The sequence below is a fragment of the Pseudomonas sp. SWRI77 genome, from assembly GCF_014269105.1.
Taxonomy (GTDB): domain Bacteria; phylum Pseudomonadota; class Gammaproteobacteria; order Pseudomonadales; family Pseudomonadaceae; genus Aquipseudomonas; species Aquipseudomonas capeferrum.
On the sequence record NZ_JABWRV010000004.1, the window covers coordinates 15,686 to 37,456 of the forward strand.

The 21,771-nt window shown below is 65.6% G+C and carries 20 protein-coding genes; 15 read left to right on the top strand and 5 right to left on the bottom strand.

Annotated features, from left to right (window positions below):
* Positions 1-108: 108 nt before the first annotated feature.
* Both purL and HU766_RS05350 read left to right on the top strand, forming a co-directional pair.
* Positions 109-4,008 carry a phosphoribosylformylglycinamidine synthase gene (purL, locus tag HU766_RS05345; RefSeq protein ID WP_186654259.1) on the top strand — a complete coding sequence of 1,300 codons (3,900 nt, stop codon included), beginning with the start codon at positions 109-111 and terminating at the stop codon, positions 4,006-4,008.
* Positions 4,009-4,011: 3 nt separating this feature from the next.
* Entirely contained in the window at positions 4,012-4,323 is a 312-nt protein-coding gene (locus HU766_RS05350) for an NGG1p interacting factor 3 protein, NIF3 (RefSeq protein WP_033700996.1), read from the top strand.
* A gap of 71 nt (positions 4,324-4,394) precedes the next feature.
* Here the strand turns inward: HU766_RS05350 and HU766_RS05355 are convergent, their stop codons facing one another.
* The 4 genes from HU766_RS05355 to tatA all read right to left on the bottom strand — a co-directional run bounded on the left by HU766_RS05355 (position 4,395) and on the right by tatA (position 7,815).
* Positions 4,395-6,452: an HET-C-related protein gene (locus HU766_RS05355; protein ID WP_186654261.1), complete on the bottom strand. Its 2,058-nt coding sequence runs from the start codon at positions 6,450-6,452 to the stop codon at positions 4,395-4,397.
* A gap of 99 nt (positions 6,453-6,551) precedes the next feature.
* Entirely contained in the window at positions 6,552-7,295 is a 744-nt protein-coding gene (gene tatC, locus HU766_RS05360; protein WP_186654264.1) for a twin-arginine translocase subunit TatC, read from the bottom strand.
* The gene (gene tatB, locus HU766_RS05365) at positions 7,292-7,582 is read right to left on the bottom strand and encodes a Sec-independent protein translocase protein TatB (RefSeq protein WP_186654266.1); all 291 of its coding nucleotides are present in this window, start codon (positions 7,580-7,582) and stop codon (positions 7,292-7,294) included. Before tatB ends, tatC begins: the two co-directional genes overlap by 4 nt.
* Positions 7,582-7,815 (bottom strand): twin-arginine translocase TatA/TatE family subunit, encoded by a 234-nt coding sequence (tatA, locus tag HU766_RS05370; protein WP_033700993.1) that lies wholly within the window; start codon positions 7,813-7,815, stop codon positions 7,582-7,584. Before tatA ends, tatB begins: the two co-directional genes overlap by 1 nt.
* 146 nt (positions 7,816-7,961) lie before the next feature.
* Between tatA and gspK the strand changes: the two genes are divergently transcribed.
* Positions 7,962-8,927, top strand: a complete 966-nt coding sequence (gene gspK, locus HU766_RS05375) for a type II secretion system minor pseudopilin GspK (RefSeq protein WP_186654269.1) — start codon at positions 7,962-7,964, stop codon at positions 8,925-8,927.
* A gap of 78 nt (positions 8,928-9,005) precedes the next feature.
* Here the strand turns inward: gspK and HU766_RS05380 are convergent, their stop codons facing one another.
* Positions 9,006-11,081, bottom strand: a complete 2,076-nt coding sequence (locus HU766_RS05380; protein WP_186654271.1) for a PhoX family phosphatase — start codon at positions 11,079-11,081, stop codon at positions 9,006-9,008.
* Between the two features lie 224 nt (positions 11,082-11,305).
* On the opposite strand from HU766_RS05380, the gene HU766_RS05385 reads away from it, so the two are divergent.
* Genes HU766_RS05385 through HU766_RS05440 form a run of 12 tightly spaced genes read left to right on the top strand, consistent with a single transcriptional unit; the run spans position 11,306 to position 21,766 of the window.
* Positions 11,306-12,946, top strand: a complete 1,641-nt coding sequence (locus HU766_RS05385; protein ID WP_033700990.1) for a lipoprotein UxpA — start codon at positions 11,306-11,308, stop codon at positions 12,944-12,946.
* Complete coding sequence (locus HU766_RS05390; protein WP_095064066.1) at positions 12,943-13,368, top strand: pilus assembly protein PilZ; 426 nt, start codon at positions 12,943-12,945, stop codon at positions 13,366-13,368. Before HU766_RS05385 ends, HU766_RS05390 begins: the two co-directional genes overlap by 4 nt.
* Before the next feature lie 21 nt (positions 13,369-13,389).
* Positions 13,390-15,147, top strand: a complete 1,758-nt coding sequence (gspD, locus tag HU766_RS05395) for a type II secretion system secretin GspD (protein WP_186654678.1) — start codon at positions 13,390-13,392, stop codon at positions 15,145-15,147.
* Positions 15,147-16,595, top strand: coding sequence for an ATPase, T2SS/T4P/T4SS family (locus HU766_RS05400; protein ID WP_186654287.1), 1,449 nt, complete (start codon positions 15,147-15,149; stop codon positions 16,593-16,595). Before gspD ends, HU766_RS05400 begins: the two co-directional genes overlap by 1 nt.
* A gap of 3 nt (positions 16,596-16,598) precedes the next feature.
* Positions 16,599-17,801: a type II secretion system inner membrane protein GspF gene (gene gspF / locus HU766_RS05405; RefSeq protein WP_186654290.1), complete on the top strand. Its 1,203-nt coding sequence runs from the start codon at positions 16,599-16,601 to the stop codon at positions 17,799-17,801.
* A 17-nt stretch (positions 17,802-17,818) separates the two neighbouring features.
* Entirely contained in the window at positions 17,819-18,253 is a 435-nt protein-coding gene (gene gspG, locus HU766_RS05410) for a type II secretion system major pseudopilin GspG (RefSeq protein ID WP_033700983.1), read from the top strand.
* A 2-nt stretch (positions 18,254-18,255) separates the two neighbouring features.
* Positions 18,256-18,693 (top strand): type II secretion system minor pseudopilin GspH, encoded by a 438-nt coding sequence (gene gspH, locus HU766_RS05415; RefSeq protein WP_186654300.1) that lies wholly within the window; start codon positions 18,256-18,258, stop codon positions 18,691-18,693.
* Complete coding sequence (locus tag HU766_RS05420) at positions 18,690-19,058, top strand: type II secretion system protein GspI (protein ID WP_186654303.1); 369 nt, start codon at positions 18,690-18,692, stop codon at positions 19,056-19,058. Before gspH ends, HU766_RS05420 begins: the two co-directional genes overlap by 4 nt.
* On the top strand, positions 19,055-19,645 hold the full coding sequence (locus HU766_RS05425) for a prepilin-type N-terminal cleavage/methylation domain-containing protein (protein WP_186654307.1): 591 nt from the start codon (positions 19,055-19,057) through the stop codon (positions 19,643-19,645). The genes HU766_RS05420 and HU766_RS05425 overlap by 4 nt, the downstream gene beginning before the upstream one ends.
* Positions 19,642-20,727, top strand: coding sequence for a GspL/Epsl periplasmic domain-containing protein (locus tag HU766_RS05430; protein ID WP_186654310.1), 1,086 nt, complete (start codon positions 19,642-19,644; stop codon positions 20,725-20,727). The genes HU766_RS05425 and HU766_RS05430 overlap by 4 nt, the downstream gene beginning before the upstream one ends.
* Complete coding sequence (gene gspM / locus HU766_RS05435; protein WP_186654313.1) at positions 20,724-21,110, top strand: type II secretion system protein GspM; 387 nt, start codon at positions 20,724-20,726, stop codon at positions 21,108-21,110. Before HU766_RS05430 ends, gspM begins: the two co-directional genes overlap by 4 nt.
* Entirely contained in the window at positions 21,107-21,766 is a 660-nt protein-coding gene (locus HU766_RS05440) for a general secretion pathway protein GspN (protein ID WP_186654316.1), read from the top strand. The genes gspM and HU766_RS05440 overlap by 4 nt, the downstream gene beginning before the upstream one ends.
* The last annotated feature ends 5 nt before the right edge of the window (positions 21,767-21,771 follow it).

Here is a 21,771-nt window from a genome sequence, read left to right on the forward strand (position 1 = left end):
CCGGTTCCGCCGCCCGGCAGCATTGCCCTCTGGCGGGTGCCGAAAGCCGCGGAATTAGGCTAGAATGCACGGCCTCTAAGCACACCCCTTCCTGAGGCTGTCCCGACGATGTTGATCCTGCGCGGCGCTCCTGCCCTTTCTGCCTTTCGCCACGGTAAATTACTCGAGCAACTGAGCCAGAAAGTCCCCGCTGTTACTGGTTTGTATGCCGAATTCGCCCACTTCGCCGATGTCGATGGCGAGCTGACCGCCGACCAGCAGCAGGTGCTGGGCCGTCTGCTCAAGTACGGCCCGAGCGTGCCGGTACAGGAGCCGACCGGCCGCCTGTTCCTGGTCGTGCCGCGCCTGGGCACCATTTCGCCCTGGGCCAGCAAGGCCAGCGACATCGCCCACAACTGCGGCCTGCAGTCGATCCAGCGCCTCGAGCGCGGCATCGCCTACTACGTAGCCGGCAACCTGAGCGAGGCCGACGCACAGGCCGTCGCCGCCGAGCTGCACGACCGCATGACCCAGCGCGTGCTGGCCCAGCTGGAGCAGGCTTCCGACCTGTTCAGCCACGCCCAGCCCAAGCCGATGACCTCGGTCGATATCCTCGCCGGTGGCCGCGATGCGCTGGCCAAGGCCAACGTCGACCTGGGCCTGGCCCTGGCCGAAGACGAGATCGACTACCTGGTCAACGCCTTCCAGGGGCTCAAGCGCAACCCGAACGACATCGAACTGATGATGTTCGCCCAGGCCAACTCCGAGCACTGCCGCCACAAGATCTTCAACGCCAGTTGGGACATCGACGGCCAGGCGCAGGAAAAAAGCCTGTTTGGCATGATCAAGAACACCTACCAGATGCACAGCGAAGGCGTGCTGTCTGCGTACAAGGACAACGCCTCGGTGATCGTCGGCAACGTTGCCGGCCGTTTCTTCCCGAACCCTGAAACCCGCCAGTACGGCGCGGTGCAGGAGCCGGTGCACATCCTGATGAAGGTCGAGACGCACAACCACCCGACCGCCATCGCGCCGTTCTCCGGTGCCTCCACCGGCTCCGGCGGCGAAATCCGCGACGAAGGCGCCACCGGCCGTGGCGCCAAGCCCAAGGCTGGCCTGACCGGCTTCACCGTGTCCAACCTGCGCATCCCGGGCTTCGAGCAGCCATGGGAGCAGGCGTACGGCAAGCCTGAGCGCATCGTCGACGCCCTCGACATCATGGTCGAAGGCCCACTGGGTGGCGCTGCGTTCAACAACGAATTCGGTCGCCCGGCCCTGACCGGTTACTTCCGTACCTTCGAGCAGGCGATCAACACCCCCCACGGCGAAGAAGTGCGCGGCTACCACAAGCCGATCATGCTCGCCGGCGGCATGGGCAACATCCGTGAAGAGCACGTGCAGAAGGCCGAGATCACCGTCGGCGCCAAGCTGATCGTGCTCGGCGGCCCGGCCATGCTGATCGGTCTGGGTGGCGGTGCAGCTTCGTCGGTCGCCACCGGCGCCAGCTCCGCCGACCTGGACTTCGCCTCGGTACAGCGCGAAAACCCGGAAATGGAGCGCCGTTGCCAAGAGGTCATCGACCGCTGCTGGCAGCTGGGTGACAAGAACCCGATCGCCTTCATCCACGACGTCGGCGCGGGGGGTATTTCCAACGCCTTCCCTGAGCTGGTCAACGACGGTGGCCGTGGTGGCCGCTTCGAACTGCGCAACGTGCCCAACGACGAGCCGGGCATGGCCCCGCACGAAATCTGGAGCAACGAATCGCAGGAGCGTTACGTGCTGGCCGTCAGCGCCGTCGACTTCGACCGTTTCCAGGCCATCTGTGAGCGCGAGCGTTGCCCGTTCGCCGTGGTCGGCGAGGCGACTGAAGAGCCGCACTTGACCGTGACCGACAGCCACTTCGCCAACACCCCAGTAGACATGCCGCTGGACGTGTTGCTGGGCAAACCGCCGCGCATGCACCGTTCGGTCACCCGCGAAGCCGAGCTTGGCGATGAGTTCGACCCAAGCACACTGTCGCTGGCCGATTCCGTCGAGCGCGTGCTGCACCACCCTGCGGTGGCCAGCAAGAGCTTCCTGATCACCATCGGCGACCGCACCATCACTGGCCTGGTGGCCCGCGACCAGATGGTCGGCCCATGGCAGGTGCCGGTGGCCGACTGCGCCGTTACCGCGACCAGCTTCGACGTCTACACCGGTGAAGCCATGGCCATGGGTGAGCGCACCCCGCTGGCCCTGCTCGACGCCCCGGCGTCCGGCCGCATGGCCATCGGCGAAACCCTGACCAACCTGGCGGCCTCGCAGATCGAAAAACTGTCCGACATCAAACTGTCGGCCAACTGGATGTCCGCCGCCGGCCACCCCGGTGAAGATGCCCGTCTGTACGACACGGTCAAGGCCGTAGGCATGGAGCTGTGCCCTGAGCTGGGTATCACCATCCCGGTCGGTAAAGACTCGATGTCGATGAAGACCAAGTGGAGCGAAGGCGGTGTCGAGAAGAGCGTGACCTCGCCGATGTCGCTGATCATCACTGGCTTCGCCCCGGTCACCGACATCCGTAAAACCCTGACCCCGCAACTGCGCATGGACAAGGGCGAAACCGACCTGGTCCTGATCGACCTGGGCCGCGGCCAGAACCGCATGGGCGCCTCGATCCTGGCGCAGACCCACGGCAAGTTGGCCAGTGCCGCACCGGACGTCGACGATGCCGAAGACCTCAAGGCCTTCTTCGCCGTGATCCAGGGCCTCAACGCTGACGGCCACCTGTTGGCTTACCACGACCGTTCCGACGGTGGCCTGATGACCACCGTGCTGGAAATGGCCTTCGCCGGCCATTGCGGCCTCGACCTGGAGCTGGACACGCTGACCAGCAAGCCGGAAAAAGCCGCCGCCATCCTCTTCAACGAAGAGCTGGGTGCGGTAATCCAGGTTCGCCAGGATGCCACGCCAGACGTACTGGCTCAGTTCAGCGCCGCTGGCCTGGGTGAAGACTGCGTTGCGGTGATCGGCCAGCCGATCAACAACAGCGAAGTCGTCGTGCGTCTGAACGGCGAGGCGCTGTTCAAGGGTGACCGTCGCCTGCTGCAACGCCAGTGGGCCGAGACCAGCTACCAGGTTCAGCGCCTGCGTGACAACGCCGAATGCGCCGACCAGGAATTCGACGCGCTGCTCGAAGAAGACAACCCGGGCCTGTCGGTCAAGCTGGGCTTTGACGTCAACGATGACATCGCAGCGCCGTACATCAAGAAAGGCGTGCGCCCGCAAGTGGCGATCCTGCGTGAGCAGGGCGTCAACGGCCAGGTCGAGATGGCTGCCGCCTTCGACCGCGCCGGCTTCGCCGCCATCGACGTGCACATGAGCGACATCCTGGCTGGCCGTGTCGACTTCGAAGCCTTCAAGGGCCTGGTTGCCTGCGGTGGTTTCTCGTACGGCGACGTGCTGGGTGCCGGTGAAGGCTGGGCCAAGTCGGCGCTGTTCAACGCCCGTGCCCGCGATGCCTTCCAGGCCTTCTTCGAGCGTACCGACAGCTTCGCCCTGGGCGTGTGCAACGGTTGCCAGATGATGTCCAACCTGCACGAGCTGATCCCTGGCACCGAGTTCTGGCCGCACTTCGTGCGTAACCGCTCGGAGCAGTTCGAAGCCCGTGTGGCCATGGTCGAGGTGCAGAAGTCCAACTCGATCTTCCTGCAGGGCATGGCCGGTTCGCGCATGCCGATCGCCATCGCCCACGGCGAAGGCCACGCCGAGTTCGCCAACGAAGCAGCATTGCTGGAAGCCGACGTGTCCGGTTGCGTGGCCCTGCGCTACGTCGACAACCACGGCAAGGTCACCGAAACCTACCCGGCCAACCCGAACGGTTCGCCGCGTGGTATCACCGGCCTGACCAGCCGCGACGGCCGTGTGACCATCATGATGCCGCACCCGGAGCGTATGTTCCGCGCCGTGCAGAACTCCTGGCGCCCGGATGAGTGGCAGGAAGATGCCGCGCTGATGCGTATGTTCCGCAACGCGCGGGTGTGGGTGAACTAAGGCGTGTACAAGCTCGCCTTCTTCGTCCCGGCCAGCCACGTCGAGGTGGTCAAGGCCGCTGTGTTTGCCGCTGGCGGCGGACGCATCGGCGACTATGACCACTGTGCCTGGCAAACCCTGGGCCAAGGCCAGTTTCGCCCGTTGGATGGCAGCCAGCCATTTCTCGGGCAAGCCGGGCAGGTCGAGGTGGTGGAGGAGTGGAAGGTGGAGCTGGTGGTGGCCGATGACCTGATTACCCAGGTCGTCGCCGCGCTCAAGCAAAGTCACCCTTATCAGACGCCTGCCTACGAAGTCTGGCCATTGGCTGCCTTCTGAGCAGTCACGTGGCAGGATGTGCAATGAAAAGGCCCGGCAGGCAACTGCCGGGCCTTTTCATTGGGATTGCGTTAGATGGGGAACGCAATCCTGAGCGTTTCGTAGTAATGCTGCAGGGAATAGTTGTCGTCGTTACCGAGCTTTTTCAAGCGTTCGAGTGACGCTTGCATTTCTTGCTGGCGACGCTGTATCAGGCGGGTAGGGTTACAGGCTTCTTCGATTTTTTCGGGGTTGGCGGCGGCCCAGTCTCTGGCCATTTTCTCGTACCAGGTATTGTCACCCGGGTGGCTGAAGTAGCTGCTGGCCAGATAGGCGGGTTGGCGCTGGGCATTACCCTCCCATGCCTCTTTCATCGCTCTTGCTACCCGCTCGACGGCATCTTGCGCCAGCAACGCTGCCAGCTCGTGAAGGGGGTGGGTAGCGTGGTCCTTGGCCAGCTGCGAGTGCGAAACGATGGCCTCACTGTCGGTATTCGGGTCGCTGTTGAAGGCGGTCTGCAGGGGGCCGATGCTGTCGCCTGCCCATGTCGCCAGCTTCTGCATGAGCCAATTCTTTGCAAAGTTGACCGAATTCAGTGGCAGGTCCCGGGCCCACCGGACACCTTGTACTAGGCGCAACAGCGGGTTGCGCGCGGCGATGTCACGTTGGCGCAGGGTCAATTCATAGGCCTCTTTCATCTCGGGATAATCGCTACCCTCAAGCAAGATCGACAACGCTTGTTCATTGTCGCTGCGCTCCCCCGCCTCGATCGGCCTGAAGGCAAGGGAATTGGTCGGGAAGAGGATCCTGGCCAACGGCTCGGCCACACTGCCGATGACGTCCAAGCCGCTGAACCGGCCGGTTACCACCGGGCACGGGTGTTTTGCCCCGATAAGGTCGGTGGACCACGCGGCAACATCGGCATGGCCAATCTTGCGCAAGCACAGTTCGACGTAGTTGGAGTGGGCGAACAAGTCTTCGAGCACATGCAGTGCTTCGCCGAGGTTGCGCATGCCGGTGGCTGTCTTCCCTTCGGCTTTTGCAGCGTCGAGCTTTTTGCTCATATAGCGCAGTGAAGTCTTGAAATACATCATTACCGAATACTTGGGGTGCGGCACATTGAGCGGATTATCGCGCCGCACCAGTGCTTCGAACTCGGGGTCAATGGTGCGAGGGTCGATCGCCGCTTCGTCGAGGTTAATGGGGTTGTCGATGTGCTCCGAGGGCCGGTACACCCCAAGCAAGGCAGGCGTGACGGTATAGGCCTCGCGGCCTTGCGGGGTGTTCTGCAAGGCGTGGAATTTTTTCAACGCGAGAAAATCCACCAGCTTGGTCAGTGTCTGTCGGGTGAACATGGCCGGGAATTTCGCTTCTGCACCCGGCGCGCGGACGATCTTGGGGTCGATCAGTTGTGAATGATCACGCAGCCAGTTGCCAAAGTAGATTGCCTGGCACTGCTCAGCAGTAAAGCCCACGCGGGTCAGGGCCACCTTTTCGATGGTCTCGTGCGCATGCGTTGCGTCGCCATGGTCTTCTATTTCGGCAGCGAAGCGCTTGTGTCGGGTGCCCCTTTCCGGTTCGTCGGGTGCTGCTTCAAGGGCCGGCAAGGTCAACTGGATCGGGCCGTCGTAGGCGGCGCTGGTGTAATGGGCAAAACTCACGCCGTCGCCGGGGATCTGGTCGAAGTACGTCAGCATGGCGGCGTAGTGAGTCGCCAACCCTTCGGGCGCCTCCAGCAGCACGGCAGCGGTGTCAGCTTGAGTGCTATCGGCCAGGTCATTGCGCAACAGATTATCGATGTGCAAGGCGAATGCTTCGATCAGCGCGATCAGCAGGGTGGGTGTTGTTTCCGGTTGCGCGAGGGCTTTTTCGATCGCCCCCGTGTCCACATCGATCACCCGGCGCTGGTAGTCGTAGACCGCCACCGACTCGCCCTGGTCGACCATGTTAAACGCTGGGTTGGTCACGGTGTCGTCGGCCAGCGCAGCCCTCAATGCTTCCAGGCGTGCAACGGGGATGTTCGCGTCGAATACCGGTAACAGTACCTGGGAGAACAGCAACTCATTCGAAGCGCGGGCAAATCTTTTCAATTGCTCCAGCGCGTAAGTGCTCTGGAAGCTCGGCGTGAAGTGGGTGTCGTTTGTGCTCATGGCCATTCTCGTTGCTGTCGGAAATGGCCATGGTGCATCGCTGTTATTCAGGCGAGCAGCGGGAAGTGACTCCGGGGCCGCGGGGCATCAGCGCCTCGCTCAGGGGTGGGCAGCGGGCTTGTGCAATGCCCCGCACGCCAACAACCCCACCTCGAACAGCACCCACATCGGCACCGCCAGCATCGTCTGCGAAAACACGTCCGGCGGCGTCAGAATCATCCCCACCACAAAACAGCCGACAATCACGTAGGGCCTGCTGCGCCTGAGCGTTGCGACATCCGCTAGCCCCACCCACACCACAATGAACGTCGCCACCGGGATCTCGAAGGCCAGCCCGAACGCCAGGAACAGCGCCATGATGAAGTCCAGGTACTGGCTGATGTCGGTCATCATCGCCACGCCATCGGGCGTCACGCTGGCGAAAAAGCCGAACATCATCGGGAACACCAGAAAGAACGCAAACGCCATGCCGGCATAGAACAGCAAAATGCTCGACACCAGCAGCGGCAGGGCAATGCGCCGTTCGCGGCGGTACAGGCCCGGCGCCAGAAACCCCCACGCTTGGTGCAGCAACAGCGGCATGGCGACGAACAGCGCGCACATTGCGGTCAGCTTGAAAGGGGTCAGAAAGGGTGAGGTGACACTGGTCGCGATCATGCTGGCGCCTTCCGGCAGGAAGCGGCGCAGCGGTTCGGAGATCAGTGTGTAGAGGGGCTGGGCGAAGGGGAACAGCCCTGCGAATACCAACGCGACCACTGCCAGGCAGCGCACCAGGCGCTTGCGCAGCTCGCGCAGGTGCTCGGTCAGCGGCATAGCTGCCGCAGGGTCCATGGCGAGGCTCATGAGGCATTCTCCCTGGGCACTGGGACGGTTGCCGGGTCATTGGCCGGTTGTGCGGCAAGGCTGATGCCCTGGCGAATGTCCTGCTCAAGGCGCTGCAGGGGCTCGCTGTCGAAGTTGGGCAACTCGATCTCCCGTTCCATCTGTGCGCGCAGGCCCTGCATGGCCCTGCGTGCCTGGCCCAGGCCGCGCCCGAGCGTACGTGCCGCAACCGGCAGCCGCTCGGGCCCGAGCACCAGCAGTGCGACGATGCCAACCAGCAACAACTCGCTGAAGCCTACCTCGAACATCAGGCCTGACGGTCCGTTTGCGACTGCGCCGTAGCCTGGCCGGCCAGCGGTGCCTGCTGCTGCACCTGAGCCGGGCCGGATGGGTTGGCTTCGTTGTCACCGCCCATGGACTTGCGAAACCCTTGTATGGCTTCGCCAACATCGCTGCCCAAGCCCTTGAGGCGCTTGGTACCAAACAGCAGGAATACGATCATCAGTACGATCACCAGTTGCCAGATGCCAATGCCACCCATTGCGACCACTCCTGTAAGGCCATGAAAAGGAAGGGTAATCCTGCCTCGCGTAGATGACGCGAACATGACGGAAGGGCGATTGCCATCTACCTGCAACAACTGGCGTGTTGACTGGCGCTTTTACAGGCCATGAGAGGCGCACGCGGATGGGCGGCAGACGACAGCAGGGCGCGGCCCTGCTGATGGTAATGGTGGTGTTGGCGATGCTCGCGGCAGGTATGGCCTGGCTGGTGGAGGATGGCCGGCGCCAGGTCGATGAAGTGCGCCTGTTACACCAGCGGGTGCAGGTGCGGGCGATGGAACAGGCCGGCCTGGCCTATGCCGAGCAGGCGCTGCGCGACCCGGCCTGGCGGCTTAGCCCGTTGTTCTGGCAGGCGTTGCGTGGGCAGCCGCTGGACTACGACTTTGGCGCAGGCCAGGCGCAATTGCAGGTACGCGACCAGCACGCCTGCTTCAACGTAAACGCTTTGCTCGGTGCCGACGGTGAACGTGCCGAGCGCCAGTTGCGCCGCCTGCTGGGCGATGACATGGCGGCCGAGCGCCTGGTCGACGGCCTGGCCGACTGGCTCGACAGTGACAGCGATGCGCGTTTGCAGGGGGCCGAGAGTGCCCAGTACCTGCGCCAGCAACCCCCGCGCCTGGCGGCCAATCAAGCGATGCTCGACACCAGCGAGCTGAACCTGCTGCTGGAGCCGGACGCCACGCGCCAGCGCCGCTACCCGATGCTGTGCGCCCTGCCGCAGACCACGGGCTGGCGCTTGAACGCCAATGCCCTGGGGTTGGAGCATCTGCCGTTGCTCGATGCCCTGTATGAGGGGCGGTATCCGCGTTCGCTGCTCAGCCGCATCGTCAGTGGCCGGCCGGCATCAGGCTATGTGGATGCGGCGGCGCTGCGCCAGGCGTTGGGGGCGGTGGATGATGAGACGTTCGAACGGTTGAGCGAAGGGTTGCTGCTCAACAGTGGGCACTTTGTGTTGCAGCTGTCGTTCGAGGAAGAGGGGCGGGTGATGCGCAGCGCGTTTCAGGTCGAGGCGCTGGGGGTGGTGCAGTGGCATGCGCGGGTGCCGGCGCAGCAGGTGCGGGTGAAGAGTCGTGAGCCGATACTCTGGTAAACCTCGCCGGCCTCTTCGCGGGCTTGCCCCGCGAAGAGGCCGGTACAGCCAGCGCGAGGCTGACGGCCCGGCGCCTGGTCAGGCGGTGCCGATCTCCCCGCCATCATCACGCTGAATCACCACGGTCGAAGCCCGCGGCCTTACCGTAGCCCCCGCCGGGGTAGCATCGGTAGCCTTGTCGGTATACGGCCAGTTCTCCGGATGCTGGATGTTCACGAACATCGATTTGTTGTCCGGGCTGAAGGCAATCCCCGTCACCTCGCAGCCGTTCGGCCCAACGAAGAAACGCCGCAGGTCCATCTGGTTCTGCGCGTTGACTGGCACCTGTTTGCCCGTGGCATCCACCAGGTCCGTCGGGATCACCGCCAGCAACTGGTCGTTGGTGTAATCGGTCAGGGTGCTCTCACCGTTGTCGGTCTCGAACCACAACACGCCACGGCTATCGAAACTCATGCCATCGGGGCTGGCGAACTGGTTCAGCTCGGTCAGCCCGGAGCGGTTGATGTCGGCGGTGCCGGCAGCGTTGGCGCCAAACACGAAAATGTCCCAGGTGAAGCTCAGCTGATCGTCGCTGTCGTGCCAGCGGATGATGTGGCCGTGACGGTTCGGGCCACGCGGGTTGGCGGCGTCGACTTTTTCCGGGGTGCGCGCGCTGTTGTTGGTCAGGGTCAGGTAGACATCGCCATTGAGCGGGTTGACTGTGGTCCATTCCGGGCGGTCCATTGGGGTCGCGCCCACGGCATCGCCCGCACCGCGAGTGTTGAGGATGATACCCGGCAGGTCACCGTACAGCGCGCCAAGGGTGCTGCCGCCGGTGGTGGCAGTGGCCACGTCGAGCAGCAGCCACACGCCTGTGCCGTCGGCATTGAAGCGGGCCACGTAGAGCTTGCCCTGGTCCATGTACTTGGCCCCGGTGGCCAGGCGGTCGGCCGGGCTTGCGTCGGCGGCGTCCCACACGGCGGTGGAGACGAACTTGTACAGGTACTCGTTGTTCGAGTCGTCGCCCATGTACCACACCAGCGGCTTGCCGGCCACCGGCAGGCCCGGGCAGCAGCCTTCGTGGCGGAAGCGCCCCAGTGCCGTCCGCTTAGTCGCCAGGGTGGCGCTGTTGTACGGGTCGATTTCGACGATGTAGCCGTAAGTGCTGGCTTCGTTGCGGTAGTCGTCGGTGGCGCTGGCGCCTTTGACGGTGACGTCGAAACGGGTGAATTCGTCGGCCACTTCGGTGCTGTCACCGGCAGCACTTTCCCATTTGTACTGGCCGCTGGAGGTGCCCACGCCGATGCGGCGCTGGTCTTCGGGGCGGGTGCCCTTGTTGACGAAGATGCCCGGCCAGTTCTCTTCACAGGTCAGGTAGGTGCCCCATGGGGTGTAGCCGTTGCCGCAGTTGTTGTTGGTGCCGCGGCAGTGGGTGCCGGCGCTGGAGTACTTGGTCTTGACGTGGTCGGTGCCGCGCAGCGGGCCAGTGATTTCCATGCGCGAGGCGGTGGTGAAGCGGCGGTTCAGCGGGTCGTTGTCGACCACCTGCCAGCGCCCGCTGACCTTCTGCAGGCGCACCACGCCAGCGCCGTGGGCGTTGATTTCTTTGCGGATCTCTTCGGCCGGGCGCTTGCCGTTGGCATCGAGGGTCGGGCCAGCCGGGTGCAAGGCGGCAGCATCGATGTACTCGAAGTTGATCGCCAGCAGGCCGTCTTCGGAGCTGCCATTGATCGGGAAGAAGTGCATGCCGTCGTGGTGCATGCCCATGGCATTGGCCTGGTCGGCCGAGGTGTTGCTGCCATCGGACTTCCACGGGCTGGCATTGCTGTTCAGCGGCGTGCCCCAGGGCGCCAGCACGTAGGCGCTGTAGCCTGCGGCGACGACACAGGCATCGGTGCGCGAACCTGGGATGGACTGGAAGCCCAGTGCCAATTTCGGGACTTCCGGTTCGGTAACAGGTGGCTCCGTCACCGGTGGCTCGGTGACAGGATCATCGTGATCGGAACCACCACCGTCGAAGCAGCCTGTCAGGCCGGTACCGGCGATCATGGCGATGGCGGCGCCCAGGCTGCCACGCATGATGCTGCGGCGGCTGAGGTAGGCGTCCATGACGTTGGCCATCGGCATATTGCCGCTGTGGTTCCGGTCCAGGTTGTCGCCGGTATCTCGACTCATCAGGGTGTCCTTATGTTTGGCTGAGTTGAAGGAAACCGCGACTTTAGAGCGCAAGTGTGATGATTCCTTGGCAGAAATGTTAACGAGTGCTTAAAACTGTCGGTTCTTAGATATGTGTCCGACAGATCAATTTGGAATTGCTGTCGGATTTCTGCCATCAAACTGTCATGCGAACGCCGCAACATCCGGGCCCAACGTGAACGTGGATAAGGATGGCGGGTTCGATGGCAAGCAGTGTTAACAGGCGCGAAGTGATCAGCTGGATGGGTGTCGGTGCCTTGGCACCGTTGCTCGGCGCCTGTTCCGCCTTGCCGGGGCCGCGCGGTGGCAATGCCCGCCTGGACTTGCTCTATGTCGCCGACACCCTCGATGCCCGCCAACCCGGCCGGGCTGTGGTCCCGGCGACGCGCCTGGGGCCGGTCAGCCACCTCGGGCGTGCGCCGTGGATGACCGGTGCCAGCGCCAGCATCGCCTTTCCGCAACTGGCGCCACTGCTCGATGCCGGCCGGGCCGACGAGGCCAACCTGGGTGGCTATGCCGTACTCGGCGCATTGCTGGAGCAACTGCGTGGCGAGGCCGGTGCAGGCAACAGCCTGACCCTGGAGAACGGCCAAGGTTGGAATGGCAGCGGCCTGGCCTACCTGACCCAGGGTGAAAGTGGCGTGCAAGGCAGCCAACTGCTGGGCAGCGAAGCGCGGGTCAGCAGTGACGAGCGCGTGCTCTGGCCACAGCGCAGCGCAGCACTCTACCGCCAGGCGTCCGCCACTACGCTTGGCGCCGGGCTCGCTGACGAACAACGCCAGGCCCTTGGGCTCGAACCCCTGCAGCTGTTCGAACGGGGCGGCGCGCGCATTGCTGTGGTCGGTGTCACCGACCCTTACGCGCAAGACCAGAAAGCCTCCCTCAAACAGTGGTATCAGGCCTTGCTGCCGGTTTTCCAACAGGCCCGGCGCGAGGCCGACCTGGTGGTGGCCCTGGCCGATGTCGGTACCGGGCCGGGGCTGTGGCTGGCTGAACGGCTGCCGGCCATCGACCTGTTACTGTGCGCACGTGGCCAGGACCTGTGGCCAACACCGGTGCAGGCCACCCAGGCCAGCGGCCGCCGCGTGCCGGTGCTGTTCGCCGGCTGCCGGGGCAGCGGTGCGTTTCGCTTGCGCTGCCAGCAGGTAGCGGGGCAATGGCAGTTCGAGGGGCGCTTCTTCCCGACGTTCGAACAGACGCTTTCACCGGCAGCGCAGGTGCGTGCCGGGCAATTGCAGGCGCAGTTGAACCAACAGCGCGCCGGCCACGCGGCGTGGCTCGATCAACCGCTGGCCCGCGCGCCCCAGGCGCTGTGGCGGCGTGACACCCGTGGCGGCAGCTGGGACCGCCTGCTGCATCAGGCTTTGGCCGATGACGGCAGCCTGCCGGTGTTGCTGCCGGGCCTGCGTTACGACTGCCCGTTGGCGGCGGGTACAGCGATTACCCGTGAGCACCTGATCAGCCTGACCGGCGGTTACCCGGCCCCGGTGGTCGAGGCTCCGGCCCGGCAGGTCGAACAAGTGCTGGAAAATGCCGCGGAACAGCTGTTTGGCGACCCGTTGCTGCTGGACAACAGCCAGGACCTGCCGCGCTGGCAGGGCCAGGCCTGGCAAGTCAGCTACAGCCCCCAGGGCAAACGCATCAGCGGCTTGCAGCCGAGCGAGGGGTTGTGCCGCACGTTTGGCCTGCAGTTCGCGTCGCAGGCCGGCGAGCCGCTCTGGCAGCGGGTAGAGGCGTGGCTGGCACGGCAGGCGCCTGACTGGCAACTGACAGCGCTGCAATGGCCCGAAGTGCGCTATGTGCAGGGCCACCCAGGCTGGCACCCCCGGCAGATGGCTTCGTGAGCTTCGCTTCGCGGCTGATCACTGGTGGCTGCCTGACCCTGGCCGGCTGGCTCGCTGCACAGTGCGTGTTGCAACTGGGCCGCCAGCCACAACCGGCCAGCCGCTCGCCGGCCACCGAGACGCAACTGCCGGGGTTGATGGTCGGCCACTGGCAGGCACCCGTCGACGACGGCGCGATCGTCATCACCCGTTTGCCCCTGCACTACCTCGGTGGCCTCAAGGCCCAGCCGTTGTCGGCCAGCGTGGTGGTGCTGCGTTACGAACAGCAAGTGCGCACCCTGGCCCGCGGCCAGCGCCTGGCACCGGGGATCGTGCTGCAGGACATCGACAGCGATGGCCTGATTTTCAATAACCAGGGGCGGCGTGAACGCCTGCCCTGGCCGCCACGCCCCGCCGTGACCGGCCTCAAGCGGCAAGGATGAACGATGCCTGTTAAATACTGCATGGCGGCTGCACTGAGCCTGGCCTTGGCCGTGGGCCTGCCGGTTGCGAGCGCCGAGGAGCCGGTGTTCGATGACGACGGCACGCCGATGTACGAGGTGAACTTCGTCGACACCGAGCTGGGTGAATTCATCGACAGCGTGTCGCGCATCACCGGTACCACGTTCATCGTCGACCCGCGGGTCAAGGGCAAGGTCACCGTGCGCACCGTCGACCTGCACGACGCCGATGCCATCTATGACATCTTCCTCGCCCAACTGCGCGCCCAGGGCTACGCCACCGTCGACCTGCCCAATGGCAGCGTGAAGATCGTCCCCGACCAGGCAGCGCGCCTGGAACCGGTGCCGGTGGAGCCTGCCGGGCAGCAGGGCGAAGGCAGCGACAGCGTGGCGACCCGGGTATTCAATGTGCGCAACGCCGCCACCGAGCAGGTGCTTGGCATACTCAAGCCATTGATCGACCCACGGGTTGGGGTGATCACCCCGTACCCGGCGGCGCACCAGTTGGTCGTCACCGACTGGCGCAGCAACCTCGAACGCATCGCCAGCCTGCTGCGTCAGCTCGACCGCCCCAGCGAGACGGCGGGCAGCAGCAGTACCCAAGTCATCTACCTGCGGCACGCCACGGCCAGTGAAGTGGTCAAGGTGCTGCGCGGGCTCAGCCAGGAAGGCATGGCGCCGGCAGAAGGCGTGGCCGAGGGCGAAGCCAAGGACCGGCCGGTGATGGCCGCCCCCGGTGGCTCGGGCATTCGCCTGGAATACGAAGAGGGCACCAACGCTGTAGTCATGGTCGGCCCCGACAGCGAGCTGGCCGCCTACCGTGCCATCGTCGAGCAGCTGGATATCCGCCGTGCCCAGGTGGTGGTCGAGGCGATCATCGCCGAGGTGTCCGACAGCAGTGCCCAGGAGCTGGGTGTGCAGTGGCTGTTCGCCGACGAGAAGTTCGGTGCCGGTATCGTCAACTTCGGCAGCAACGGGGTGAACATCGCCAACATCGCCGGTGCTGCCGCCAGCGAAGACACCGAGGCACTGGGCAAGCTGTTGTCTGCCACCGCCGGGGCCACTGCCGGCATCGGCCACTTCGGCGGCGGTTTCAACTTCGCCATGCTGGTCAATGCGCTCAAGGGCAAGAGCGGCTTCAACTTGCTGTCCACGCCAACCTTGCTGACCCTGGACAACGCCGAGGCGTCGATCCTGGTTGGCCAGGAAGTGCCCTTCGTCACTGGCTCGGTGACGCAGAACAACGCCAACCCCTACCAGACCATCGAGCGCAAGGAGGTCGGGGTCAAGCTGCGGATCAAACCGCAGATCAACATCGACAACAGCGTGCGCCTGGACATCGTCCAGGAGGTCTCGTCGATTGCCGACTCCAGCGCTGCCAGCGATGTGATCACCAACAAGCGTGAGATCAAGACCAAGGTCATGGTCGAAGACAACGGCCTGGTGATTCTGGGCGGCCTGATCAGCGACGAGCTGAGTACCAGCAACCAGCGCGTACCGCTGCTGGGTGACATCCCCTACCTGGGCCGCCTGTTCCGTTCCGACGCCAGCAAGAACACCAAACAGAACCTGATGGTCTTCATTCGCCCGCGCATCCTGCGCGATGGGCCGAGCCTGGCCGGGCTCAGCGAAGGCAAGTACCGCACCCTGCAGCAGACCACCCCGCTGCAGTTGCCGGACCTTGCCGGTGCTGAAGGCGCCACGCCGCTGCTGCAGGTGTTCCCCGCCAGCCGGGCGCGCCTGGACGGCGGTAACTGGTGATGCTGCCCTATCGGCTGGCACGCCAGGCAGGCCTGGCCATGACCCCCGCGCAAGACGGCTGGCAATTGTGGCTGCGCCGCGACGCTGACAGCGAGGTGTTGCAGGAGCTGCTGCGGGTGCATGGCCAGCCCGGTGCGCTGGCCTACCTGGAGCCCGCAGCATTCGACGAACAACTGGCACAGCTGTATCAGGGCGGCGATGCGGCCACCGCAGCGCTGATCGAAGGTATCGGCGACCAGGTCGACCTGGACAGCCTGATGAGCGAGATGCCGCGCATCGAGGACTTGCTCGAAAGCGATGACGAGGCGCCGGTGATCCGCCTGATAAACGGGCTGTTCGGCCAGGCCTTGCGCCTGCGTGCCTCGGATATCCATATCGAGACCTTCGAACAGAGCCTGGTGGTGCGCCTGCGGGTCGACGGCCACCTGCGCGAGGTGCTGCGCCCGCCGCGGGCGCTGTCGGCGATGCTGGTGTCACGCATCAAGGTCATGGCGCGGCTGGACATCGCCGAGAAACGCCAACCCCAGGATGGCCGCATCACCTTGCGGGCGGCAGGGCGCGAGGTCGATGTGCGGGTCTCGACGCTGCCGGGCATTCACGGTGAACGGGTGGTGATGCGCGTGCTCGACAAGCAGGCCAGCCTGCTGGCGCTGGACAACCTGGGCATGCCGGCCGCCGTGCTGCAAGGCCTGCGCAGTTGCCTAGCGCGGCCCAATGGCATCGTGCTGTCCACCGGCCCTACCGGTTCGGGCAAGACCACCACGCTGTACGCCAGCCTCAACAGCCTCAACGATGGCAGCCGCAACATCCTCACCGTCGAAGACCCGGTGGAGTACGCCATCGCCGGCATCGGCCAGACGGCCATCAACCCACGCGCCGGGCTGACCTTTGCCAGTGGCCTGCGCGCAATCCTGCGCCAGGACCCGGATGTGATCATGCTCGGCGAAATCCGTGACCAGGAAACCGCACAGATAGCTGTGCAAGCCAGCCTCACCGGCCACCTGGTGCTCTCGACCCTGCACACCAACAGCGCGGTGGGGGCAGTGACCCGCCTGCGTGACATGGGCATCGAACCCTTTCTGATCGCGTCGTGCCTGCGCGGTGTGCTGGCGCAGCGCCTGGTGCGGCGGCTGTGCCAGTGTGCGGTGGCGCAGCCGCTGCAAACCGCCGAACGTGACTTGTGGCCCGAGCTGTGTGCGCTGGGCAGCAGTTACCACGCCGTCGGTTGCGAGCACTGCCAGGGCAGTGGCTATGTCGGGCGCCTGGGCCTGTACGAGTTCATCGAGCTGGACGCCGGCCTGATCGCGCTGCTGTACGACGGCGCCAGTGAGCAAGCCATGCAGGATTACCTGGCCGACCGTCGGCGCAGCCTGGTAGCCATGGCCAGCGATTGCCTGGCGCGTGGCGAGACCAGCCTGGCCGAAGTGTTGCGCGTGGTGCAGGGCTGAGCCATGCCGACCTATCGTTATCAAGCCGTCGACCTGGCCGGCAAGACCCACAAGGCCAGCCTGCAGGCCGACAGCGAGCGCCATGCGCGCCAGCTGTTGCGTGACCAGGGCCTGTTCGCCCGCCAGTTGCAGCGCCACGAGGCAGGCGTGCGGCAACCCCGCCGCCAGCGCCTGAGCCGTGCGCAACTGTGCGAACTGACCCGCCAGTTGGCGACCTTGACCGGCGCGGGGATCCCCTTGGTCGACGCCCTGGCCACCCTCGAACGGCAATTGCGCCAGCCTGCCTTGCACAGCGTGCTGGTGGCCTTGCGCGGTTCGCTCGCCGAAGGCCTGGGGCTGGCGCGCAGCCTGGCCCGCCAGGGGGCGCCGTTCAGCGGCCTGTACTGTGCGCTGGTCGAGGCCGGTGAGCGCTCCGGGCGCCTGGCCCAGGTGCTCACGCGCCTGGCCGATCACCTGGAGCAGGTGCAACGCCAGCAGCACAAGGCGCGTACTGCATTGATCTACCCCTGTGTGCTGATGGGGGTGTCGCTTGCCGTGGTGATCGGCCTGATGACCTTCGTGGTGCCCAAGCTCACCGAGCAGTTTGCCCACGCCGGGCAGAGCCTGCCGTTGATAACCGCCTTGCTGATCGGCCTGAGCCAGGGGCTGGTGCACGCCGGGCCCTGGTTGCTGGGCCTGGCGATGCTGCTGACGCTGCTCGGTGGCTGGCTGCTGCGCAAGCCGCACTGGTGCCTGCGCCGTGATGAGTTGCTGTTGCGCCTGCCGCGTGTGGGCGGCCTGTTGCAGGTGCTGGAAAGCGCGCGGCTGGCACGTAGCCTGGCGATTCTCAGCAGCAGCGGCGTGGCCCTGCTCGAAGCCCTGCAGGTGGCCACCGAGACAGTTTCCAACCGGCGCATCCGCCTGGCCATGGAGCAGGTGCGCCAGCAGGTGCAGGGCGGCACCAGCCTGCACCGCGCGCTGGATGCCTGCCAACAGTTTCCGCCGTTGCTGGTGAACATGGTCGGCAGCGGCGAGGCCAGCGGCACCCTGGCCGACATGCTGGAACGGGTGGCGGACGACCAGGAGCGCGGTTTCGCCCGCCAGGTGGACACCGCCATGGCGCTTTTCGAACCGCTGATGATCCTGGTGATGGGCGCCGTGGTGCTGTTCATCGTGCTGGCGGTGCTGCTGCCGATCATGCAACTCAACCAGGGCCTGCAATTGTGAACACAAGGAGTACTTCCATGCAGCATCGTCGTAACCGTCAGCGTGGCTTCACCCTCATGGAGATCATGGTGGTGATCTTCATCATCGGCCTGTTGATCGCCGTGGTCGCACCCAGTGTGCTGGGCAACCAGGACAAGGCCATGCGGCAGAAGGTCATGGCAGACCTGGCCACACTCGAACAGGCGCTGGACATGTACCGGCTGGATAACCTGCGTTTTCCCAGTAACGAGCAAGGCTTGGCTGCGCTGGTGAAAAAGCCCGAGCAGGCGCCGCTGCCGCGTGCCTGGCGCAGCGATGGCTATGTGCGCCGCCTGCCGCAAGACCCATGGGGGACGCCGTACCAGTACCGCATGCCTGGCGAGCATGGGCGCGTTGATGTCTATTCGCTGGGTGCCGATGGTGTGCCTGGCGGCGAAGGGCAGGATGCCGACCTGGGTAACTGGGCGCTGTAAGGGTGCGCCGTGAACAAGGCTTCAGCCTGATCGAATTGCTGGTGGTGCTGGCCATCGCCGGGTTGATGTCCAGCCTGGCCGTGGCCTGGCTCGACAGCGGCAAGACGAATGTCGACCAAGCCCTGCAACGCCTGGCGGCCGAAACCCGGACCCAGGCGGCCCTGGCCCGCCATGCCGGGCAGTTGCGCGGGTTGCGCTGGACTGGCCAGCGGCCGGAGTTTGTCCGCCGCGAGGGCGACGCCTGGGTGGTCGAGACCGTCGCGCTCGGCGACTGGCCCAAGGGCCTGCGCCCGGACTGGCCCGCCAGCGCGCATCCGCATCTTCTGTTCACGCCGCAAGGCTGGGCTCAGCCGGGCTCGGTGCGCTGGCACTGGGCCAAAGGCAGCCAGCAATGGGCCTGGCGCAGCGATGGCAAGCTACAGCTGGCGCCACTGCCATGAAGCGCCAGCAGCGCGGTTTCACTCTGCTGGAAGTGACCGTGGCCCTGGCGATTGCCGCCGTGCTGGCGGTGATCACCAGCCAGGTCCTGCGCCAGCGCCTGGCGGTGCAGGACAACCTGCAGCAGCACCGCCTTGGCCTGCTGTGCGCGCGCGAGCTGCAAGCCCGTTTCGTCGTCGAACAGTACTGGCCGACCAGCAACCAGGTGGGCGGCCAACTGAGCCAGGGCGGCCAGCTGTGCCATTGGCAGATGCGATTGCGCCGCACCGGCGTGCGTGACCTGCGCCGGGGCGAACTGCAGGTGTTCGGCGACCGCGACCAGCGGCTGCCGCTTGGCCAATACAGTGTTTTTCTGGAGCGCCCATGAAGCGGCATCAGGCAGGCCTTACCCTGATCGAACTGATGGTCGCGCTGGCCCTGACCGCGCTGCTCGGCATCATGCTAGCGGCATTGGTCAACGGCTGGCTGAAGGTGCGTGAGCGGTTGCAGGTGAGCAGCCAGCAAACCTCGGTGCTGGATTTTTGCCTGGCGCTGGAGCGGCGCCTCGACAGCCCGGTGCTGCGCCGGGTGTACGAACAGCGTCTGCCCTTGGCCAGCCGCTGGTTCGATTGGCAACCCGCGAACGGCCAACTGCTGTGGGTGGCTGCCACCGGCCTGCCTGAAGCTGAAGGCGGGTCGCGCCTACAGCGCCAGCGCTTGCGCTTCGAGGCGCGCGAGCAGCGTGTGTTGCTGGAGAGTTCGGCCGACCTGTATGCCGCGACTGCTGCGCGCTGGGTGTTGCGCGAGCAACTTGAAGGGGTGAGCAAGGTGAACGTTTTGTATCACCAGGGCGGCCGCTGGCAACCCTGGCCTTCCGATCAACCGGCGCACCCCGGCCGTGGTGTGCGCCTGGAGCTGCAGCGTGATGGAGCACCGTATGTCTGCACTTTCGTTATTCCCTGGGGGCGTTCATGAAGGTTGATTGGCGTCGACGTTCGCCGGCCCGGCCTTGGCTGTTGTTGCGCCCAGGCAGCCCTTGGGACTGGCTGTTGGTCGAGGGCGGTATCGCGCAGCGCCAGGGGCAGGGCGAGCCCCCGGCGAACCTGCAGGCGCGGGTGGCGTTGATCGTGCCTGCCGAGCACTGCAGCCACTTCCAGTTGCCCGCACCGCCGGGGCTCAGGCGTGAAGAATGGCCATTGTTGCTTGAAGACCGCTTGCTGCAGAGCGCGGATGAGGTGGTGTGTGGATGTTTGGGCCGTGAAGCCGGGCAGGTGCGGCTACTGACCGTGGCACGTCAGCACCTGGAGGGCTGGCGCGGGCAGTGTGTGGAATGGGGGGTGTCGGTCGAGTGTTGCTGGGCCGAATTTCAGTTGCTGCCTGTTCCTGAGGCGGGTGTGGCCTGGTGTTGGCAGAAGCCGGGCGGGTTCAGCTTGATGAAGGGGCTGAGCGAAGGCGCGGGCGAACGCTGGCTGGCCTGGCCTGATGCGCTGGGCGATGTGCGGGTCGAACCCTGGCCGCAACTGCGCAGGGTGCCGCTCGAGGGGCGCTGGCCCGACGAGTTGGCGCCGCTCGACAGCCTGCCTGGCCTGTTCGAGCAGCGACGACCTCGCACCTTTGTTGGCCCCTCGCGAGCGCAGCGTCAGCTGCTTGCCGCCTGCCTGCTGCTGGCCTGCACCTGGGGCGGCCTGTGGTTGGCCCAGCAATGGCGCCAGGTGCAGCTCTGGCAAGCCCAGGTGCTTGCCGTGACCAGCGAGCAGGCAGGGCCGCGGCAGGCGGCGCAGGTGCTCAAGCGCCTGCGCGAAGCCGAACTGCAACAGCAATTGCGTGTGCGTCAGTTGGCAGACTTGCAGGGGCGCTTGCAGGCCTGGTTGCAAGCGCATCCCGGCTGGCGCCTGCAAGCCGTGCGCTTCGACGGCCAGCGCTGGCATGTGCGCGTGGAGGGGGAGGGGGCCGCACCGCCCTGGGGCGAGATGGCCAGTGCTGTTGGGGCACAGGTGCAAGTGAACGGGGATGCATCGTCGACCCGTGTGGTTTTCGACCTGGAGGTGGCGACATGAACCGGGACTGGGTTCAGCGCCATCGCCTGGCACTGGCCGGGGGGCTGATTGCGCTGCTGTCGAGCGTGCTGGTTGTACGCGAAGGACTGGCGCAATGGCACGCGCTTGGCCAATGGCGGGGGTTGGCGCAGGCGGCGGCAGGTTTGCAGGGGGGCGCGCCGCTGAGCTTGGAGCGTCTGCACCAGTCGGCGCAAGCGCGGCGCATCGAGTTGCAGGAGGTGGTCGCACAGGGTGAGACCTGGCACATGCAGGGGCAGGTGGCCGATGAGCAGGCCCTGCTGGGCTGGGTCGTTTCGCTGCAGAGCGAGGGCGCGCAACCGTTGCAGTGGGGGTTGGAGCACGCCCCCAACGGCCTGCGTTTTGACCTGGTGCTGCGGCCATGAGCCGGGGCAGCGTGGCGTGGCTGCTGTGGGTGTTTGTCCTGACCTTGCTGGTGGAGCTGCCGGCCAGTTGGCTGGTGCGTGGGTTCGGCCTGCCGGCAACGGGAGTGAGCGGCAGCTTGTGGCAGGGGCAGGCGACACAGCTTGGGCCGTTCGGGCCATTGCAGTGGGCCGTGCAGCCCTGGCGTTTGCAGGGCCAAGGGGCATTGGGCTTTCAGGGGCAGGCCTGGCAGGTGCGGGTTGAAGGCTGGCCTTGGCGTTGGCGCCTTGACGTTCAGCCCACAGCGGCGCAGGTGACTGTGCCTGCGGCCTATCGCCTGGTTGGGCAATGGCAGGGTACGCTGCGGGTGCACGGTGCGGGGCGGCGATGCCAGGCTGCCGAGGGGCGTATCAGTGTCACGGACCTGGCGCTGAGTGAGCCCTGGTCGTTGGGGTTAGGGCAGGGATGGCTCGAGGTGCAGTGCCGAGGTGGTTGGCATGTGCTGGGGCAGTTGGCGCAGCAGGGGCAGCATCAGTTGCAGGTGGATGCGCACCTGCTGGGGCGACAGGCCCAGGTCACCCTCGCGTTGCAGCCCGATGCCGCCCTGACGCCGCTGCTGCGCGGTGCGCAATGGCTGGGGCCAGAGGCGACAGCGGGGCAGCGGCTGATCAGGTGGTAATCACT

What these genes read in the sequence shown, in the direction of transcription:
- purL (WP_186654259.1), top strand. Translation starts at nt 109, where the DNA reads ATGTTGATCCTGCGCGGCGCTCCTGCCCTTTCTGCCTTTCGCCACGGT.
- HU766_RS05355 (WP_186654261.1), bottom strand. Translation starts at nt 6,452, where the DNA reads ATGAGCACAAACGACACCCACTTCACGCCGAGCTTCCAGAGCACTTAC.
- tatC (WP_186654264.1), bottom strand. Translation starts at nt 7,295, where the DNA reads ATGAGCCTCGCCATGGACCCTGCGGCAGCTATGCCGCTGACCGAGCAC.
- tatB (WP_186654266.1), bottom strand. Translation starts at nt 7,582, where the DNA reads ATGTTCGAGGTAGGCTTCAGCGAGTTGTTGCTGGTTGGCATCGTCGCA.
- tatA (WP_033700993.1), bottom strand. Translation starts at nt 7,815, where the DNA reads ATGGGTGGCATTGGCATCTGGCAACTGGTGATCGTACTGATGATCGTA.
- gspK (WP_186654269.1), top strand. Translation starts at nt 7,962, where the DNA reads ATGGGCGGCAGACGACAGCAGGGCGCGGCCCTGCTGATGGTAATGGTG.
- HU766_RS05380 (WP_186654271.1), bottom strand. Translation starts at nt 11,081, where the DNA reads ATGAGTCGAGATACCGGCGACAACCTGGACCGGAACCACAGCGGCAAT.
- HU766_RS05385 (WP_033700990.1), top strand. Translation starts at nt 11,306, where the DNA reads ATGGCAAGCAGTGTTAACAGGCGCGAAGTGATCAGCTGGATGGGTGTC.
- gspD (WP_186654678.1), top strand. Translation starts at nt 13,390, where the DNA reads ATGGCGGCTGCACTGAGCCTGGCCTTGGCCGTGGGCCTGCCGGTTGCG.
- HU766_RS05400 (WP_186654287.1), top strand. Translation starts at nt 15,147, where the DNA reads ATGCTGCCCTATCGGCTGGCACGCCAGGCAGGCCTGGCCATGACCCCC.
- gspF (WP_186654290.1), top strand. Translation starts at nt 16,599, where the DNA reads ATGCCGACCTATCGTTATCAAGCCGTCGACCTGGCCGGCAAGACCCAC.
- gspG (WP_033700983.1), top strand. Translation starts at nt 17,819, where the DNA reads ATGCAGCATCGTCGTAACCGTCAGCGTGGCTTCACCCTCATGGAGATC.
- HU766_RS05420 (WP_186654303.1), top strand. Translation starts at nt 18,690, where the DNA reads ATGAAGCGCCAGCAGCGCGGTTTCACTCTGCTGGAAGTGACCGTGGCC.
- HU766_RS05425 (WP_186654307.1), top strand. Translation starts at nt 19,055, where the DNA reads ATGAAGCGGCATCAGGCAGGCCTTACCCTGATCGAACTGATGGTCGCG.
- HU766_RS05430 (WP_186654310.1), top strand. Translation starts at nt 19,642, where the DNA reads ATGAAGGTTGATTGGCGTCGACGTTCGCCGGCCCGGCCTTGGCTGTTG.
- gspM (WP_186654313.1), top strand. Translation starts at nt 20,724, where the DNA reads ATGAACCGGGACTGGGTTCAGCGCCATCGCCTGGCACTGGCCGGGGGG.
- HU766_RS05440 (WP_186654316.1), top strand. Translation starts at nt 21,107, where the DNA reads ATGAGCCGGGGCAGCGTGGCGTGGCTGCTGTGGGTGTTTGTCCTGACC.